Genomic DNA, 17,947 nt, shown 5'->3' with positions numbered 1-17,947 from the left:
GACAAAAATCAATCCTCCAAAAATATATTACGAACCAATGCTGCACAAAGTCCGCCGGCAATTGGCGCAACGATGAAAAGCCACAGCTGCTGCAACGCCATTCCACCAGCAAAAAGTGCTGGGCCTAAACTACGAGCAGGATTCACCGAAGTCCCAGTTATTGGGATGACAACCATATGTATTAATGCCAACGAAATACCAATGGCAAGACCGGCCATCATTGGCGAGGTGTGTTTCGAGGCGGTGGCCCCAAAAATTACAATTAAAAATAGGAAGCTAAACGCAAACTCCGCAATGAGCGCAGAAGTCATATTATATTCCCCCAGATATCCCGTTCCCCACCCGTTGGAGCCCAAACCCCATTCGGGCATCGAAAAACCTGCACTGCCCGAGGCTAAAACATACAGCAAGCCAGCTGCGGCAATAGCACCAATACATTGGGAAATGATATACCCCACGGTATCTTTTGCAGAGAGTTTGCCTGCAGCAAGCATCGCGATAGAAATAGCGGGATTAATATGGCATCCGGAAATTGGGCCAATGGTATAAACCATTACCAACACCGCAAAACCAAAGGCAAGGGAAATGCCCAGAAGACCAATTCCAGCGGGACCGGCATTGGTAACGCTGGCTAATGTTGCAGCGCCACATCCAAATAGAACTAATGCAAATGTGCCGAGACTTTCGGCAAAATACTTTTTTGAAGAATTCATATTCAATTATTTAAGGGTTAGACAACTTAAATTTATGAAAATGAATGGAATAGGAAGAATTTGTTAAAAACCGACTTTTAAATGTTGATAATCTATTATGTTCTGTCGGAATTAAGCCACTTTGGAAGTTGCGGCGGCTTGAATTCCTCCATTTTTTTCAGAAGAAATTCCGGGTTGGAATCTACCAAAAGAAGGCTATAATTATCCATTGATAGAAAGCCCTTTCGGACCATTGTTTCTAGCAATTTCACCAGCTCGTCGTAAAAACCGTTTATATTCAAAAGCCCGATTGGCTTTTGGTGCAACCCAAGTTGAAGCCAGGTAATTATTTCGAATAGTTCTTCCAAAGTGCCCAATCCGCCGTGAAGGGCTATAAAGCCGTCACTTTCTTCCTGCATTTTCAGTTTGCGCTCGTGCATATTTTCGGTAGTAATCAATTTGGAGAGGCCGAGATGGACTACTTCCCTCTTTTTTAAAAAATTAGGGATGACACCAATAACGCGACCATTATTGTCCAAAACACTTTTGGCGATTATGCCCATAATGCCAATCTTCGCCGCACCATAAACCAATGTGATTTCGCGCTCAGCAAAAATTTTCCCCAGCTTTTTAGCAGCTTCTGTTATTGCAAGATCGTTTCCCTCGCTACTGCCGCAAAAAACGCATATTTTATCAAGATTGTTCATTGACAGTGCATTTTAGCATTCGGTCTTTTCCAAAAATGTCCTTTTTGATTTCGATATTCTGAAAACCTTCGCTTTTTAAGAGCATTTTCATATCTTCCCCAAGATACTCATTAATCTCGAAAAAGAGTTTTCCATTAGGTTTCAAATGCATTTTTGCCAATCGGGAAATAGTTCGATAAAACACGAGCGGGTCTTCATTTGCCACAAAAAGCGCGGACTGCGGTTCGTGGTTTAAAACGTTTTGCTGCATCTGTTTTTTTTCTAGTTCGCGGACGTACGGCGGATTGGAAACAATTATATCGTACTGCTGTGGAAGTTGTTTAATGGTTAAAATATCCGCTTGAAAAAAATTAGTTTCCACTTCGTTCAATTCAGCATTTTTACGCGCAATTTGTAAAGCTTCTTCCGAAATATCCAAAGCAGAAACTTTTGCATCAGGAAAGTTTTTGGAAAGCGAAATAGCGATGCAGCCAGAGCCGGTGCCGATGTCCAAAATAGTTATGAGTTGGGAGTTATTAGGTATGAGTTTTTGCTGTACAAGAATCCATTCTACCAATTCCTCGGTTTCCGGGCGGGGAATTAATGTGTATTTGTTCACTTTAAAATTGAGTCCGAAAAATTCCGTTTCCCCAATTATATATTGGATTGGTTCGTAATTTTTTAATCGAAATAAAGCATTTTCAAAATCTCCAATTATTTCTACAGAAATTGCCTTTTCTGGATTTAAGGCCATTTCAATCCTCGAAAGTTTTAAATATTTCTCTGAAAGAATATTGAAAAAAGACTGTATTTCTTCCGAAGGATATATTTCGGAAAGTGAATTTTGGAAATCGCTTTTTAGTTTTGAAATTTTCATGGACAATGATTCCCTGGCACTCTTCAAAAAGGGAATTTTCCGGAATTAAATTATAATTTTTTAATCATATGCACAGGGCAAGAATAGTGACCAGTGTCGCCCATTGCGCAGGGAATGTATTCAAAACCTGCTTGTTTGTATAATTTTTGGGCGTGGGTCATATATTCCATCGTTTCCAAATAAATTTTTTCGAAGCCAAACTCACGTGCTTTTGCTACGCAAAATTCCATCATTTGAGCACCAACACCCCTTCCGCGTGCTTCGGGAAGAAAATACATTTTTTGCAACTCGCAAACATTGCCATCAAAATTGTCAAGTTGCGCGACACCCGCGCCACCAATTATTTTGCCATTTTCCTCAACCACAAAATAAACACCTTTTGGTTTTTGATATGTTTCAAACATACAATCCAGTGATTTGTCCGCATAGGCCGTGCCCACTTTTGGCACGTTAAAATCTTCCAAAACACTTCGAATTACCGCTGCAATTTGCGTATTGTCCTTCTTTTCAATTAGGCGAATTATGGGTGCTTCCATTCTAATTAAATCCTTGTATTTTTACGCCGTGAAGATACACGAAAAATATATGCTTCGCTGCATCCAATTGGCCAAAAACGGGCTTGGAACCACTTATCCCAATCCGTTGGTGGGCAGTTTAATTGTGCACGAAAATAAAATTATTGGCGAAGGCTGGCATTATAAATCCGGATTTCCCCATGCCGAAGTGAATGCCATCACCAGCGTAAGCGATGTAGGACTTTTAAAAGAATCAACAATCTATGTAAGCCTTGAACCGTGCAGCCATTTTGGAAAAACCCCACCCTGCGCCGACTTGATTATCGCAAAAGGAATAAAAAAAGTAGTTATTGGAAGCACAGATCCAAATCCAAAAGTTGCGGGTCGTGGCATCAAAAAATTAATGGATGCTGGCTGCGATGTGATTGTGGGCGTTTTGGATGTTGAATGCAATGAATTGAACAAACGATTTTTCACCTTTCACCATAAAAAAAGACCGTATATTTTTTTGAAATGGGCCGAAACCTCCGATGGTTTTATTGCCCCAAAAAATGAAAACCGTGAAGAAATAAAGCCTGTGTGGATTACAAATGAATTTTCACGCCAATTGGTTCATAAAATGCGGGCGGAAGAGCAGGCTATTTTGGTGGGTACAAATACGGTTTTGCAGGACAATCCGTCATTGACCGTTAGGGATTGGGGCGGTGAAAATCCGTTGCGGCTTGTTATCGATCGAAATTTAAAAATTCCCGAAGATTTTTCAGTTATGGATGGACAGGCCAAAACTTTAGTGTTCACTGAAAAAATCGCTTCCGAAAAGGAAAATTTGGAATTTTTGAAAATTGATTTTTCCGAAGACATTCCGACCCAAATCTGTGAAGCGCTTTTCCAAAGAAATATTCAATCGGTTATAATTGAAGGCGGCGCAAAAACGCTTCAAACTTTCATAGATTCAAATTTATGGGATGAAGCATTGGTTTTTAAAAGTACCGTTTCATTTGGCGAAGGACTTTCGGCGCCTGCTTTAAAAGGGAAATTGATTTCACAGAAAAAAATAAAAAACGATTCACTTCAAATTTTTATAAACCAAAACCATTGATCGCACTTCTGTTGAGCATTGTTTCGGCCACTGTAATTTTTGTGGTTTTCAAGCTGTTTTCAATATACAAAATCAACACCCTCCACGCCATTGTGGTAAACTATTTGGTGGCTTGCAGTTGCGGCCTTTATTTTCAGGAAAGTGAAGTTGTTATAACGGAAATTGCCAATAATTCTTGGTTTATATTCGCCGTGGGGCTGGGCGCCTTGTTCATAACGGTATTTAATTTAATGGCGCTCACCACACAACGCAGTGGACTTTCAGTGGTTTCCGTGGCTACGAAAATGAGTGTTGTGATTCCGGTAGTTTTCGGATTGGTTTATTACGAAGAAAGCTTGGGAATACTAAAGTTTACGGGGATTATTTTGGCCTTGCTGGCAGTTTATCTCACATCAAATAAAACCGCGAATGGTTTGAAAATTAAACCATCAAACCTAATTTTTCCGATTTTGGTTTTCTTGGGAAGTGGAATCATTGATACATCTCTCAAATATCTGCAAGGCGAATATGTGGCGCGGAACGATACGCCCATATTTTCAGCAACCATTTTTGCCGCAGCTGCAGCGTTGGGCATTTTTCTTTTGATAGTTCATTCAATTCAGGGGAAATTTCAGTTTAAGTTTAAAAATGTTTTGGCCGGAATTGCATTGGGGATTCCCAATTACTTTTCAGTGTATTTTTTGGTGCAAGCGCTGCGAAGCGATATTTTTGAAAGCTCGGGAATTTTTACGGTCAATAATGTGGCTGTTGTGATTTTCTCGACCATAGTGGGCATAATGTTTTTTAAGGAAAAATTGCGGCCCCAAAACAGAATAGGAATTGGTCTCGCCGTGCTGGGAATCATTTTAATTGCTTTGGAAAAGTGGTAAGTGCCAGAGGACGGGTGACGGATGTTGGATGTAAATTTTTAATATACATATTTGACTGCGGAAAAAGACACATATAAAACTATTTTAAAACCTTCGGAAGAAGTTCTTTTTAAGGAAAAGGGAAGCAAGTTTTTCGGCTATGCATTTCCGGTTATTTCCGAAGAAGAAATAAAGGAACATCTCGAAAGTTTGAAAAAACAGCACCACACCGCACGGCATTGGTGCTATGCCTGGCAATTGGGAAAAAACTATGAAAGCTACCGCGCCAACGATGATGGCGAACCTTCGAATAGTGCGGGAATGCCTATTTTCGGACAGCTTCAATCATTTGATGTTACTAATGTTTTGGTTGTTGTGGTTCGGTATTTCGGCGGAACGAAACTGGGCGTGGGAGGTTTGATTCAAGCGTACAAAACCACGGCCCAAATGGCACTGGAAACTTCAGAAATTGTTGAAAAAACAATTGATGAAACTTTCATATTGAAATTTGAATATCCCGAAATGAATACGGTGATGCGAATTATTAAAGAGCAAAATATCACCATCACAAATCAAAAAATGGAACTTAATTGCGAATTGGAAATATCTGTTAGAAAAAAAGAAGCGCAGCAGCTTTTTGAACTATTTGAGAACACTTATAAAATAAAAATCACAAAAAATTAAGTAATAAATTACAATACCTAAAGGAATATTAGGTTTGTAATTTTTGGGGTTTGGAAATGGGGATATTATAGGTCAATTTTCCACAAGCCTTTCCATTAAATAACCGGGTGCCTTTATCAATTTTTTGGTGGTACTATTCACAAAAACTAAAACCGTAGTTGCGGTTACCAAAAGTTGTTTGGACTCATTATAAATTTCATAGTAAAATTCAATTTTTACCGTTGGCAATTGCTTCAAAGTTGTCTTTACCGTAAGCAAATCGTCATAAAAAGCGGGATGTTTGTAATCAATGCTTAAATGCACCACGGGCAGGTGTATATTATTGGCTTCCATCCATTTATATGAAAAACCCAGTTCGCGGAGCCATTCGGTGCGGCCCTGTTCCAAGTATTGTGCATAGTTACCGTAATAGACCACCCCCATTTGGTCGGTTTCGGCGTATCTAACTCTTATTGATGTAAGTGTATTCTTCAAAATTTTGTGTTAAGGAAAGAAAGATTTTTTGTAGTTTTAGCGAAAGGGAAGTATGGCGAAAAAAAACTAATAATTCAACCCTAAAGCGGTTTTTTTTATAACTTTTTTGTTCACATATTTGCACTGTTAAGAAATAGCCCGGAAACACTCCATCCTCTATTTTTTGGCCACACCTTTTAAAAAACAAAAATCAGAATTTTTAACTATGAGCAAAACTGCGGAATCGGTTTGGAACAATTGTTTGGCTTTTATCGAAGATAACATCACTTCGCAAGCGTACAAAACTTGGTTCGAGCCCATAAAAGCGGTAAAGCTCACTGATAACGCGCTGAGCATTCAAGTTCCGAGTAAATTTTTTTATGAATGGCTGGAGGAACATTATGTAAAGATTTTAAAAGTAGCGCTAACGAAGGAATTGGGAAACAATGCCAAATTGGTGTACATCATTAGGATGGAAAACACCTACGGCAATAAACAACCCTTCACCGAAAAAATACCCAGTGCAAACCGATCGAACCTGCAATCTCAGGAAGTTGATGTACCGTTAAAAAACAAGAGTCCGGAGCTCAAAAATCCATTTGTGATTCCTGGAATTCGCAACGTAAAAATTGAATCGCAGCTCAACCCAAACTATAATTTTGAAAGTTTTCTTGAAGGTGAATCAAACCGATTGGCGCGTTCGGCTGGGTTGGCCGTAGCAAATAAACCTGGTGGAACCTCCTTTAATCCATTGCTTATCTTTGGGGGTGTTGGTTTAGGAAAAACACATTTGGGCCACGCCATTGGCGTTGATATAAAAGACAAATATCCCGAAAAAACGGTGCTTTATATTTCTGCCGAAAAATTTACGCAGCAATACATTGAATCGGTTAAAAAAAATAACCGTAATGATTTTATTCATTTCTATCAAATTATAGATGTACTTATTGTGGACGACATTCAATTGCTTTCAGGCAAGGCTGGAACACAGGATGTTTTCTTCCATATTTTCAATCATTTACACCAAAACGGAAAGCAGGTAATTTTGACCAGCGACAAAGCGCCGGTTGATATGATTGATATTGAACAGCGACTGCTTTCCCGTTTCAAATGGGGACTTTCGGCAGAGCTGAATCACCCAGATTATGATACACGAGTAGCCATAATCAAAAACAAGCTTTATCGCGATGGGGTAGAAATGCCAGAAGATATAATTGAGTTCTTAGCCAATAACATTAAAACCAACATTCGCGAATTGGAAGGTGCCATTATTTCACTGATTGCACATTCGTCCTTCAACAAAAAGGAAATCACGATAGATCTTGCGCGAAAGATTGTTGATAATTATGTGAAACACACCAAACGCGAGGTTTCCATAGATTACATACAAAAAGTAGTAAGCGATTATTTCCAAATGGATGTGGATACGCTTCAATCTAAAACGCGGAAAAGACATATTGTCCAAGCCCGTCAATTGGCAATGTTTTTTGCGAAGAAATTCACAAAGGCATCCCTCGCCTCCATCGGAAGCCAAATTGGGCAGCGCGACCATGCTACTGTTCTACATGCTTGCAAAACGGTGGACAACCTTTCCACCACCGACAAACAATTCCGCAAATATGTGGAAGATTTAAGTAAAAAGCTTACGCTATAAATAGGTTTTCAGTGGTAGTTTGCAATAAATAAAAAATCTTATTTATTTTGCCACAGTTTTGAAATTCTTAAACTTCTAAATTCTATAAATCTAGCTTTGAAAAAAACAAAAATCCTTATGGTCTGTCTTGGCAATATTTGCCGTTCGCCCTTGGCGGAAGGCATTTTAAAATCTAAGGTTGACGAGTCGAAAGTATTTATAGATTCCGCCGGCACCGGACATTGGCACGTGGGCGATGAACCTGACAAAAGAAGCATTGCAGTAGGAAAAAAATATAAAATTGACATAACCGCGCAACGCGGAAGACAATTCAGCAAAAATGATTTCGATGATTTTGACGTAATTTTTGTGATGGACAATTCAAACAAAGAAAACGTGCTTGCATTGGCAGAAAATGATTCACAAAAAGAAAAGGTAAAATTGATTTTGGATGAATTATTCCCCGGTGAAAACGTGGATGTACCCGATCCATATTTTGGAGGCAATGTTGGATTTGAGAATGTTTATAAAATGCTGGATGAAGCCTGCGAACAAATTGCCCAAAGACTTTAATTGAGAATCTCGGCTGATTTAATTAACTTAGTACAAATCAAAAAAAATTGGCCATGAGAAATTTTATACTTTCACTTTCTTTCCTATTTGCTTCAATAGGCACTTTTGCCCAGCAAGTTGATATTGAGCTTTTCAAAAATGGTTTTACCGCACCATTAAATTTGCAACATGCAAACGACGATCGCCTCTTTGTTGTTGAACAAGGCGGGAGCATTAAAATTATTCAGGGGGATGGTACTGTGAACACCACTCCTTTTTTGAATATTTCCGGAAATATTTCCAGCGGAGGGGAACGGGGATTACTCGGTTTAGCCTTTCACCCAGATTATTCAAATAATGGATATTTCTTTGTTTATTATACCAAACCTAATGGCAACTCACAGGTTTCCAGATTTTCAGTTAGCACAGGCAATCCCGATGTAGCTGATGAAAATTCTGAACTTCCGATAATAGATTATTCGCAACCTTTTTCCAATCACAACGGCGGATGTTTAGCTTTTGGCCCCGATGGATATTTATATATTGCGTCAGGTGATGGTGGTAGCGGCGGTGATCCGGGTGACCGCGCCCAAAACATAAATGTGTTGCTTGGAAAAATACTGCGTATTGATATTGACAATCCTTCGGGCGGAAATAACTATGGCATTCCTGCAGACAATCCTTTTGTAGGCAATCCGGATGCGAAAGAAGAAATCTGGGCATATGGGCTGCGCAACCCTTGGCGCTTTTCATTTGATTTTACTGATAATAATCTGTGGATAGCGGATGTGGGCCAAACAAATATTGAGGAAATAAACCGTGTTACTATAGCGGAAGCTGGCATCAATTATGGTTGGAGATGTTATGAGGGAACACAACCTTTTAATACCCAAGATTGTCCGCCACAATCGGAAATGACATTTCCGATTGCAGAATATGGCCACAATAATGGAAATTGCTCTATTACCGGCGGCTATGTATATAGGGGTTCCACCTATCCCGCCCTTAACAACCTTTACTTTTATGGCGATTTTTGCAGTGGAATTATCGGAACAGTGGATGAATCCGGAAATCTTGTTACCCATGGAGAATTTTCCGGAAACTGGGTTTCTTTTGGTGAAGATGTTAATAAGGAACTTTACATTATTGACATTGGCGGTGCTATATATAAAGTGACTGACGCTATGGTAGGAACTGAGGATTTCACGTTTCATACGATGCTTAGTATGGTTCCAAATCCCGTGTCTGGAAAGGTAACGATTCTTTCAAAAAAAGATAGAATTCACGAAATTCAGATTTTTGACTTGAGAGGCTCTTTGGTTCATTCAGAGGAAAAAATTTCTGACAATGAAAAAACTATTTCCGTTCAGACATTTGCGCCCGGTATTTATTTCGCCCAAATTTCTTCGGAAAATGGACAAACTACCGTCAAAAAATTAATAGTTCAATAGTCGTAAATGGCAATAAAAAAAGGTGATTTATTCCTGATTCCTTGTCCCTTGGGAGATGTTCCTCCGTTGTCTGTTTTGCCCATTTCAGTGAAAAATACAATTGAACGGGTGGACCATTATATAGTTGAGAATGAAAAGGAATCCCGCAGATTCATAAAAAGATTTGTTCCAGAAAAAAAGCAATCACTTCTAAAAATACAAGAAACGAATAAGTTCACCACGCTTGAGGAAATTCCGTCAATGCTAAACCCGTGTCTTGATGGATTTGATGTAGGCGTAATCAGCGATGCGGGTTGCCCGGGCATTGCCGACCCCGGTGCAAAAGTGGTTCATTATGCCCACCAAAAGGGAATAAAAGTTATTCCTTTAGTGGGTCCATCCTCAATTTTGCTAGCAATGATGGCCAGCGGATTCAACGGTCAAAATTTCGCCTTCAATGGATATCTGCCAATTGATAAAAGTGAAAGAAAAGCGGAAATCAAACGTTTGGAAAAACTCTCAAAAGATTTGGGGCAATCGCAACTTTTCATTGAAACCCCCTATCGAAATAACCAAATGCTGCAAAGCTTAACCGAAACATTGAACAATCAAACACGGATCTGTGTAGCTTGCGATATTACCCTTCCTACAGAATACATAAAAACGGCACCAGTGGAGTTATGGAAAAAAATAAAGGTGGATCTTCATAAAAGACCCACCTTGTTTATAATTGAGGTTTAATGCTTATATAACTCTAGGTTTTCTATTGGCCACAATATGTGAAGTATCGTAACCCGAAAATTTATTGAGGTAATATCGGATTGAAGTGCCATTAGCATCCTCAAAACGGTTTTCGCCGGCACTTCTCAGAAATTTTTTCACGTTTCCTGCCCCTGCTAAATGCGCAGCAGCCAAAATTCCTGATTCAGTAATTTTTACACCCCCGATGATTTTTCCCGAATATCTTTTAATATCATTACGAAGCACCCATTTATTCAATGATGTATAGGCCAAAAAGGCGGCTTCCTGTTGACGGGTGTCATATAGAAAATTGTCCGTGTTCTTTAATCCCATCATTCTTAGAGTGGCTTGTGAAAACTGATATTTTCCCATATAACCATAATCATTAACAATATGGTAATTCCCTCTAGATTCTTTGAAGCCGAGCGCTTCTTTGAAACCCACATAGGATTTCCCAAGAAATAAATAAAATCTCGGTGTCACGGGAGCCATTAAAGGCAAAATTTCAGCTTCCGTGGGAACAGTATAATCTAACTCTAATCCTTCTGTACTAAAAGTAGAAAAATCGTAGCTATCTTTTGAAATGAAACCTGTCCCTACTAGTACGGTAACAACAAGTAAAACTGCAATTAGATATATTCTTTTTTTCATCAATTTTAAAAAATGCGAACGCAATATTTACATTCCCTTTTCAGCGGGCAAATATACATCTTTTTTCAAAAATCTGATTTCGAGGTCGTTAAATAAATGTGAAATAAAAAAACCAGGCTTGTCAACCTGGTTCTTTCAATAATTATAATGTCGCTCTGGCATTGTTGTCCGGGAGAATTTGCGAGATATCATAATCTACAAATCGCTTCATATACCTTGTGATGGGTACATTGTTGCCATCCTTGAATACGATAGCTCCGTTGCTGTCCAGAAATTTTTTCACATTTCCGGCTCCTCCCAGATGTGCCGCGGCCAAAAGGCCCGATTCGGATATTTTAACACCATTGATGGATTGGCCATCGAATTTATCAATATAATCCCGAAGCACCCATTTGTTTTTGGAAATCAAAGCTTCAAAAGCTCTTTCCTGTAACAAAGGGGAATTCAGAAATCGGGACGTATTGCGGATTCCCACCCATTGAAGGGTGGAACGGCCAAACTGGTATTTGCCCAAATAACCAAATCTGTTCACGGCTCTGTAATTACCACTGCTTTCACTCAAGCCGAGGTCGTGACAGAAGCCCAGGAACGACTTCCCAAGAAAGGGAATACAATCTTGGGAACTCATTTTCACTTCATAATCGTAGGGAACATAGGCAAGGTCGCCAACGATGTCTGTAGCGAAAATAGAACTGCTGTAATCTTCTTGTTTTTTGGAAGAAAATGCTGTTGCGATAAAAACCGCAACAACCAGCAGCGCAGACAATTTCATAAAACGTTTCGTCATGTTTTACTTAGTTTTAAAGTTATAATTATTGCGTTTCGCTTTGTGCGAAACGAAATAAAATTTTAAACAAGCAACACACATTTTTGGCAAACGCATGTTCGCCGCGCTATATGAAAAAATTGTGCCAAAGAACTATAAGGCAATTCAAATTATATTGATTGCCAAGATATTACACTTTAAAAATAAGAGAATTTAAAAATAGAACAAGAATGGTTAACAGAGTTTAACCCATTAACAAAGGGAATTTAACAGTAACTTTAAAAACTACCTGTTCAACCCTTGAGCGTTCACCCAGCGAACATATTCCACCTTGTTCACATTATGCTGGGCAAGGGTTTTGGCGAATTTATGATAACCGAAATTAGTTACATCCGCAACAAAATAATAGTAATCGTGACTTTCGGGATTCAACACCGCATCAATAGATGAGATGTCCGGCATTGCTATGGGTCCCGGCGGAATTCCCGCATATTTATAGGTATTGTAAGGCGAATCCAATTCCAAGTCCTTATAGAGCACTCTTTTGATAATTTGATTGTAATTGCCACTTTCGCGTTTTATTGCAAAAATAACTGTCGGGTCCGCTTGTAGCAACATTCCTTTTTTCAGACGGTTCACATAAACGCCCGCAACTTTTGGCCGTTCATCCACCTTCGCAGTTTCCTTTTGTACAATTGCGGCAAGTGCCATTACCTCATTTTTTGTAAGATTTAGGGCTTTCGCTTTTTGTGTTCTTGATTCGTTCCAAAACCTTTCATATTCGGTTTTCATACGCTCGCGAAATGTTTCCGCAGAGCTGTTCCAGTAAAATTCATAGGTATTCGGAATGTATAACGAAAGCGCAGTTTCATCATTCAAGCCCACTTCTTTCAAAAATTGGGGCTCGCGCATGGCATTTAAAAGTGAAATACTATCAGCTTCAATTTGACGGGAAATATGGCCCGCCAAATCTTCCAAACGCTCCTGATTGTTGAACTTTACGTTGATTGGAATATTTCTGCTTCGCAATACATTTACAATATCATTGTTGGTCATTCCTCTTTTAATGATAAAATGACCCGGTTTTACATTGCCGGAATATTTTTTTTGGTTGGCAACGGCATAAAATGATTCGGTATTCCTAATGAGTGGTTCCAATTCCGCAACCACATCAGCAATTGTCGCATTGGTGGGAATGTAAACATGCGCTTCCTTATTATTGAAAGCAGTATTTCCCGAAAAGGCGGTGTTGTAAACATAATACGCAAAGGCACCCATTCCAACAGCGCCAAGCAAGACAATAACGACTAATATTTTTTTTATGTACATCTTAAATTTGGGATAAGTATTTAGAGATTTGGAATCTGGAATTTTAGATTTGGGATTTGGAATTTGGGATTAGTTGATAAAGATATTCGCTTTTGTATCTTCCTTTTGAAAAAATCCAATCCTTTTTGATGCCTGTCCTTTCAAAGCCTGCTTTTTCAAAAAGTTGAATGCTGCTGTGGTTTTCCGTAGTAATTCCGGCAAAAATTTGATGGATATTTAGATGCGTAAAAGCATAATTACAGGTAAGTTTCAATGCTTCAGAAGCGAAACCCTTTCTTTTATTTTCTTCCGAAAAAATTGCAATGCCAATTCCCACCCTACTATGTTTGGGCTCAAAATCGAAAAGGTCAATAAACCCAACAACCGTCTTGCTTTCATTTTCACAGATTACCAGTCGCAACTGTTTTACATCAAAAATATCGCGGTGGCTATTTTCTAAATATTGCTTCAGAATATATTTTGAATACGGTATGGTGGTGTTGCTCACTTCCCAAAGGGATTCATCGTTTTCAAGAATATATAAGAAATCTAAATCGGAAGGTTCCAATGCACGTAAAAAAATTTTTGTTCCTTTCAATGTTGTCATTTCCAGAATCCTTTAAAGACCTGTGTGGCGGGTCCTTCCAAATACACATTTTTATATCCCGACCCCGATTTTTCGAAACGCACCTTCAGCTCTCCGCCGGGCGTTTTTAGGGTGATTTTATTTTCCGAAGTTTTTCCCATTTCGAACATTGCAATGGCAACGGCGGTCACGCCCGTACCACAGGAAAGTGTTTCCTCCTCTACGCCCCGCTCGTATGTGCGCACTGCAAAAATCGATTCACTTTGGGGTTCCACAAAATTTACATTGGCGCCTTCCTTTCCATAAATTTTATTTCGAATATCTTTTCCTTTAGTGAAAACGTCAAAATCCTTAAGTTGTGAAACCAATTCGACGTGATGCGGTGAGCCGGTATTCAAAAAAGAAAAATTTTCTGAAACTTTCACCTTTTCAACATTATTCATTTTTAAAGAAACCCACTCGCCTTGAATTGTGGCTTCGTGTATGCCATCAACCGCTTCAAAGGTTGTTTTTTCAGAAATGATTCCCAGAAATTTTGCAAAATGCGAAATGCACCTTCCGCCATTTCCGCACATTGAGCTCAGGTTTCCGTCACTATTATAATAAACCATTCTGAAATCTGCCGACGGATGGTTTTCTAGCAAAAGCAAACCATCAGCGCCCACGCCAAAACGTCTGTCGCAGATTTTGGCAACCAAGGCAGTATTGTCTTTAGGGAAAAAATCTTCGCGATTATCAATAATCACGAAATCATTGCCGGTGCCTTGATATTTATAAAAGGTAAGTTCCATGAGCGCACAAAGATATAAAAAGCACACGCAGGTTTTTGAAACCACTTCACGTTAAATGGAAGTTAAATAGCCCTTTATGGCATACTTTTTTCTGTTTATGCTTATTAAATTTGAAAATGCAATTTGTATTTCTACCAAATTGGTTTATCCCCACTAAATGCCGCGGGGATCATTACATAACATATGGATGAGAGTCATTAAAATAAATGATAGAATAATATTATTTTATAATTAAAAAAAAATCCAAAATGAAACACACATTCCGTTTATTTTTGGTGGCCTTATTTGCAGGCACCATTACACTTGGAGGATATAAATTCTTGGAAAAAAAGCAATACGTTTCCTTCGCACCCCAAAATACTGCAAGATTTATACCCACAGATTATTCCACCGCTGCCGCGGAAATGACCACAGATTTCACCGAAGCTGCCGAAAAAACAGTTCATGCCGTGGTGCACGTAAAAAATATGAGCGTTAGCACCCAGCCAACAAATATTTTTGAATATTTTCAAGGGGGCGGCCAGCCTCGGGCGCGCATTGGTAGCGGAAGCGGGGTAATTATTTCACCCGATGGCTATATTGTAACCAACAATCATGTAATTGCAAATGCAACAAATTTAGAGGTTACATTAAACAATAATAGAACTTATTCGGCAAAATTAATTGGTACCGACCCGAGTACGGACATTGCATTGGTTAAAATTGATGGGGATGACAATTTTCCTTTTGTTCCTTTCGGCGATTCAAATAATGTAAAATTGGGCGAATGGGTTTTAGCGGTTGGAAATCCTTTTAACCTAACTTCCACGGTTACTGCGGGAATTATTAGTGCCAAAGCGCGCGATTTAAATCAATTTGACGGAAATCCACAATCCTTCATCCAAACCGATGCGGCGGTAAATCGTGGAAACAGCGGTGGCGCTTTGGTGAACACCCGCGGTGAGTTGATTGGAATTAATACTGCTATTACGTCTGAAACTGGAAGTTATGTTGGTTATTCCTTTGCGGTGCCATCCAATAATGCACGTAAAGTAATTGAAGATATTCTTGAATTCGGTAATGTGCAGCGCGGAATTTTGGGTATTCAAGTGGGAAATATCAGTCCACAATTGGTCGAAAAATATGGAATCAACGACACCGAAGGGGTTTTTGTGGGTGGAATAGAAAAAGGTAGTGGCGCCGATAGAGCCGGCATAAAGGAAGGCGATATCATAAAACAATTGGATGGATATAAGGTTTCAAAATTTGCAGATCTTTCAGGCTATTTAGGATCAAAACGGCCAAATGATGTGGTTGAAGTAACTATTCTTCGCAATGGAAAGGAAAGAAAAGTTCCCGTAACCTTGGTAAAATTGGAGACTTTTTCAATAGATGATTTAGGTATTGAAGTAAAAAATACAACAAAAGCAGAGTTAAGGGAACGCGGATTGGAAAACGGAGTAACTGTGACGAGAGCCTTAACACCAGAAGTAGCACAGTATAAATTGGAAGGTATAATCATTACCAAAATCAATGATGAAACCGTGAATAATATAAATGACGTAAAACGAATTATGACACAACGAAACTATCGTTCGCCCATAAAAATGACTTTTATGGATACTTCCGGAAATATAAATTCGTTTATTTTCAGATAAAAAATCAAATGGAAATTCTGAAAACACCGCTGAATTTCAAAAGTTTCGGCGGTGTTTTTATTTTCAATAATTATTTCCACAGCACAATTGAAATAAGTATTTTTGCCCCAAATTTAAACCCCCTAAAAATCCATCCTTATGAGTTTTGATGACGTTTATGAAAAAGAACTTTCATTTCAAACTGACCGCCGAAAAGCTTCAGTAGAATTTATTAAAATCATTAGTGATCTTTGGTATGATAAGTCTATTGAATTGGTACTTTTCCGAAACCAACTCATAGATCGAAATGTGAGTGAAATTTTAAACCTTCACGAATACGCTGGCGAGTTTGTGAATAAGCCTATATCTATTTTTGATTCGGTAGAAATTGCACAGGCCATAAAAACCCTCGACCTTCCGCCGGCAAAATTGGATATTGGCAAACTTACCTACGAATTTCATTTGGAAGATGATAAATATTCAAATGCATTGGCTTTCGTTTCAGATAAATTGAAAAATGCAAAAGAGGCTAAAACCGTCGTCCCAAAAGATGTGGTGCTTTATGGCTTTGGAAGAATTGGCCGTTTGCTTGCGCGCGAACTCATGACCAGAACCGGACAGGGCAATCAACTTCGCCTTCGCGCAATCGTGGTTCGCGGAAAAATGGACCAAACTATTTTAGATAAACGTGCAACTTTACTTCAATATGATTCCGTTCACGGCGATTTCCCCGGCACTGTCCGTACAGATCTCGAAAACAGCGCATTGGTTATAAACGGAACAACAGTTCATATAATTTCAGCAAACAATCCTGAGGAAATTGATTACACTCAATACGGCATCGAGGATGCGTTGGTGATTGACAATACTGGAGCCTTCCGTGATGATAAGGAATTAAGCAGACATTTGAAGGCGAAAGGAGCCGCAAAAGTATTACTTACCGCGCCCGGAAAAGGCGTTCCGAATATAGTTCACGGTGTTAACCAAAATGAATACGACCCGAATACGGTAGATATCTTTTCAGCAGCTTCGTGTACTACTAACGCCATCACCCCTATTTTGAAAGCTGTTGAAGATTCTTTCGGCGTAGTACGTGGGCATTTAGAAACCATTCACGCATATACAAACGACCAGAATTTGGTAGATAACATGCACAGCAAATACCGCCGTGGCCGCGCTGCCGCATTAAACATGGTAATTACAGAAACTGGGGCTGGCAGTGCCGTGGCAAAAGCGTTACCTGTTTTAGCAGGCAAACTTACAAGCAACGCCATAAGGGTTCCGGTTCCAAACGGATCGTTGGTTGTATTGAACCTTGAATTGGCCAGACCAACTTCGGTGGATGGAATCAATTCTACAATGAAAAAATATGCCCTGGAAGGTGATTTGGTGGAACAAATAAAATATTCAATGAGCAATGAGCTGGTTTCAAGTGATATTGTTGGAACTTCTGCCCCCGCCATTTACGATAGCAATGCCACCATTGTTACGGAAGACGGAAAAAATGTAGTACTTTATGTTTGGTACGACAATGAGTACGGCTACAGCCACCAGGTTATTCGCTTGGCCAAATATATTGCCCAGGTTAGAAGATATACCTATTACTAGTAGTATAGATGATCAGTTAAAATCCCGCTATTAAAATAGCGGGATTTTTTTATATTTGAAAATTCAACTTTTAACATTTCTTTAATAATGCGAAACTTACCAAATTTTCATCTCACAATATTTTATTTTTTATCAATTTTCATATTTATTTCCTGTTCAAAAGACAGTAATGACGACCCAAACCCATTTGAAACAACTGTAACAACTTCAGATTTTTCCGTTTCTATGGATGAAAATCCAAGCGACGGATTTGTTATCGGCACTGTTTCTGGAACCACAAATCAAGGTTCTGTTACCTTTTCAATTATGGAACAAACTCCTGCAAATGCTTTTACTATTGACGCTGCTTCCGGAGAATTAAAAGTATTGAACAAAGTGCTTTTTGATTTTGAAACCAATCCAACAATTACA

General features: G+C 39.0%; 20 protein-coding genes. 10 read left to right on the top strand and 10 right to left on the bottom strand.

Features of this window, described 5'->3' with window-relative positions:
* Positions 1-8: 8 nt before the first annotated feature.
* The 4 genes from aqpZ to QRD02_RS13680 all read right to left on the bottom strand — a co-directional run bounded on the left by aqpZ (position 9) and on the right by QRD02_RS13680 (position 2,791).
* Positions 9-713, bottom strand: coding sequence for an aquaporin Z (gene aqpZ, locus QRD02_RS13695; protein WP_290255529.1), 705 nt, complete (start codon positions 711-713; stop codon positions 9-11).
* Between the two features lie 95 nt (positions 714-808).
* Complete coding sequence (locus QRD02_RS13690) at positions 809-1,399, bottom strand: LOG family protein (RefSeq protein WP_290255528.1); 591 nt, start codon at positions 1,397-1,399, stop codon at positions 809-811.
* On the bottom strand, positions 1,386-2,255 hold the full coding sequence (gene prmC, locus QRD02_RS13685; RefSeq protein WP_290255527.1) for a peptide chain release factor N(5)-glutamine methyltransferase: 870 nt from the start codon (positions 2,253-2,255) through the stop codon (positions 1,386-1,388). The genes QRD02_RS13690 and prmC overlap by 14 nt, the downstream gene beginning before the upstream one ends.
* 50 nt (positions 2,256-2,305) lie before the next feature.
* On the bottom strand, positions 2,306-2,791 hold the full coding sequence (locus QRD02_RS13680) for a GNAT family N-acetyltransferase (RefSeq protein ID WP_290255526.1): 486 nt from the start codon (positions 2,789-2,791) through the stop codon (positions 2,306-2,308).
* Positions 2,792-2,840: 49 nt separating this feature from the next.
* Here QRD02_RS13680 and ribD point away from each other — a divergent pair, with 49 nt between their 5' ends.
* From ribD to QRD02_RS13665, 3 genes are read left to right on the top strand one after another with little or no spacing between them, the layout of a single operon-like run.
* A complete protein-coding gene (gene ribD / locus QRD02_RS13675; protein ID WP_435373045.1) occupies positions 2,841-3,869 on the top strand; it encodes a bifunctional diaminohydroxyphosphoribosylaminopyrimidine deaminase/5-amino-6-(5-phosphoribosylamino)uracil reductase RibD in 1,029 nt (342 codons plus the stop codon).
* The gene (locus QRD02_RS13670) at positions 3,866-4,738 is read left to right on the top strand and encodes an EamA family transporter (protein ID WP_290255524.1); all 873 of its coding nucleotides are present in this window, start codon (positions 3,866-3,868) and stop codon (positions 4,736-4,738) included. The genes ribD and QRD02_RS13670 overlap by 4 nt, the downstream gene beginning before the upstream one ends.
* Before the next feature lie 51 nt (positions 4,739-4,789).
* Entirely contained in the window at positions 4,790-5,401 is a 612-nt protein-coding gene (locus tag QRD02_RS13665) for an IMPACT family protein (RefSeq protein ID WP_290255523.1), read from the top strand.
* A 72-nt stretch (positions 5,402-5,473) separates the two neighbouring features.
* Here the strand turns inward: QRD02_RS13665 and QRD02_RS13660 are convergent, their stop codons facing one another.
* Positions 5,474-5,875, bottom strand: coding sequence for an acyl-CoA thioesterase (locus QRD02_RS13660; RefSeq protein WP_290255522.1), 402 nt, complete (start codon positions 5,873-5,875; stop codon positions 5,474-5,476).
* A gap of 205 nt (positions 5,876-6,080) precedes the next feature.
* On the opposite strand from QRD02_RS13660, the gene dnaA reads away from it, so the two are divergent.
* The 4 genes from dnaA to QRD02_RS13640 all read left to right on the top strand — a co-directional run bounded on the left by dnaA (position 6,081) and on the right by QRD02_RS13640 (position 10,210).
* Positions 6,081-7,508, top strand: coding sequence for a chromosomal replication initiator protein DnaA (gene dnaA, locus QRD02_RS13655; RefSeq protein ID WP_290255521.1), 1,428 nt, complete (start codon positions 6,081-6,083; stop codon positions 7,506-7,508).
* Between the two features lie 117 nt (positions 7,509-7,625).
* On the top strand, positions 7,626-8,060 hold the full coding sequence (locus QRD02_RS13650; protein ID WP_290255541.1) for a low molecular weight protein-tyrosine-phosphatase: 435 nt from the start codon (positions 7,626-7,628) through the stop codon (positions 8,058-8,060).
* A gap of 53 nt (positions 8,061-8,113) precedes the next feature.
* Positions 8,114-9,490: a PQQ-dependent sugar dehydrogenase gene (locus QRD02_RS13645; protein WP_290255520.1), complete on the top strand. Its 1,377-nt coding sequence runs from the start codon at positions 8,114-8,116 to the stop codon at positions 9,488-9,490.
* A gap of 6 nt (positions 9,491-9,496) precedes the next feature.
* The gene (locus QRD02_RS13640) at positions 9,497-10,210 is read left to right on the top strand and encodes an SAM-dependent methyltransferase (protein ID WP_290255519.1); all 714 of its coding nucleotides are present in this window, start codon (positions 9,497-9,499) and stop codon (positions 10,208-10,210) included.
* Between the two features lie 3 nt (positions 10,211-10,213).
* Here QRD02_RS13640 and QRD02_RS13635 read toward each other — a convergent pair whose 3' ends face one another.
* The 5 genes from QRD02_RS13635 to dapF form a co-directional block, all read right to left on the bottom strand.
* Positions 10,214-10,861 (bottom strand): peptidoglycan-binding protein LysM, encoded by a 648-nt coding sequence (locus QRD02_RS13635; protein WP_290255518.1) that lies wholly within the window; start codon positions 10,859-10,861, stop codon positions 10,214-10,216.
* A 142-nt stretch (positions 10,862-11,003) separates the two neighbouring features.
* A complete protein-coding gene (locus QRD02_RS13630) occupies positions 11,004-11,648 on the bottom strand; it encodes a peptidoglycan-binding protein LysM (RefSeq protein ID WP_290255517.1) in 645 nt (214 codons plus the stop codon).
* 264 nt (positions 11,649-11,912) lie between these two features.
* On the bottom strand, positions 11,913-12,956 hold the full coding sequence (mltG, locus tag QRD02_RS13625; RefSeq protein ID WP_290255516.1) for an endolytic transglycosylase MltG: 1,044 nt from the start codon (positions 12,954-12,956) through the stop codon (positions 11,913-11,915).
* A gap of 43 nt (positions 12,957-12,999) precedes the next feature.
* Positions 13,000-13,542 (bottom strand): GNAT family N-acetyltransferase, encoded by a 543-nt coding sequence (locus QRD02_RS13620; RefSeq protein ID WP_290255515.1) that lies wholly within the window; start codon positions 13,540-13,542, stop codon positions 13,000-13,002.
* Entirely contained in the window at positions 13,539-14,312 is a 774-nt protein-coding gene (gene dapF / locus QRD02_RS13615; protein WP_290255514.1) for a diaminopimelate epimerase, read from the bottom strand. The genes QRD02_RS13620 and dapF overlap by 4 nt, the downstream gene beginning before the upstream one ends.
* Positions 14,313-14,560: 248 nt before the next feature.
* On the opposite strand from dapF, the gene QRD02_RS13610 reads away from it, so the two are divergent.
* The 3 genes from QRD02_RS13610 to QRD02_RS13600 form a co-directional block, all read left to right on the top strand.
* The gene (locus QRD02_RS13610) at positions 14,561-15,949 is read left to right on the top strand and encodes a trypsin-like peptidase domain-containing protein (protein ID WP_290255513.1); all 1,389 of its coding nucleotides are present in this window, start codon (positions 14,561-14,563) and stop codon (positions 15,947-15,949) included.
* Positions 15,950-16,087: 138 nt separating this feature from the next.
* Positions 16,088-17,536, top strand: coding sequence for a glyceraldehyde-3-phosphate dehydrogenase (locus tag QRD02_RS13605; RefSeq protein ID WP_290255512.1), 1,449 nt, complete (start codon positions 16,088-16,090; stop codon positions 17,534-17,536).
* An 87-nt stretch (positions 17,537-17,623) separates the two neighbouring features.
* A partial coding sequence (locus QRD02_RS13600; RefSeq protein WP_290255511.1) for a cadherin repeat domain-containing protein occupies positions 17,624-17,947 on the top strand: 324 nt, incomplete at its 3' end.

It is taken from the genome of Aequorivita aurantiaca (assembly GCF_030410135.1).
In the GTDB taxonomy this organism is placed as follows: Bacteria; Bacteroidota; Bacteroidia; order Flavobacteriales; family Flavobacteriaceae; genus Aequorivita; species Aequorivita aurantiaca.
This window is presented reverse-complemented; position numbering and strand designations above follow the sequence as displayed.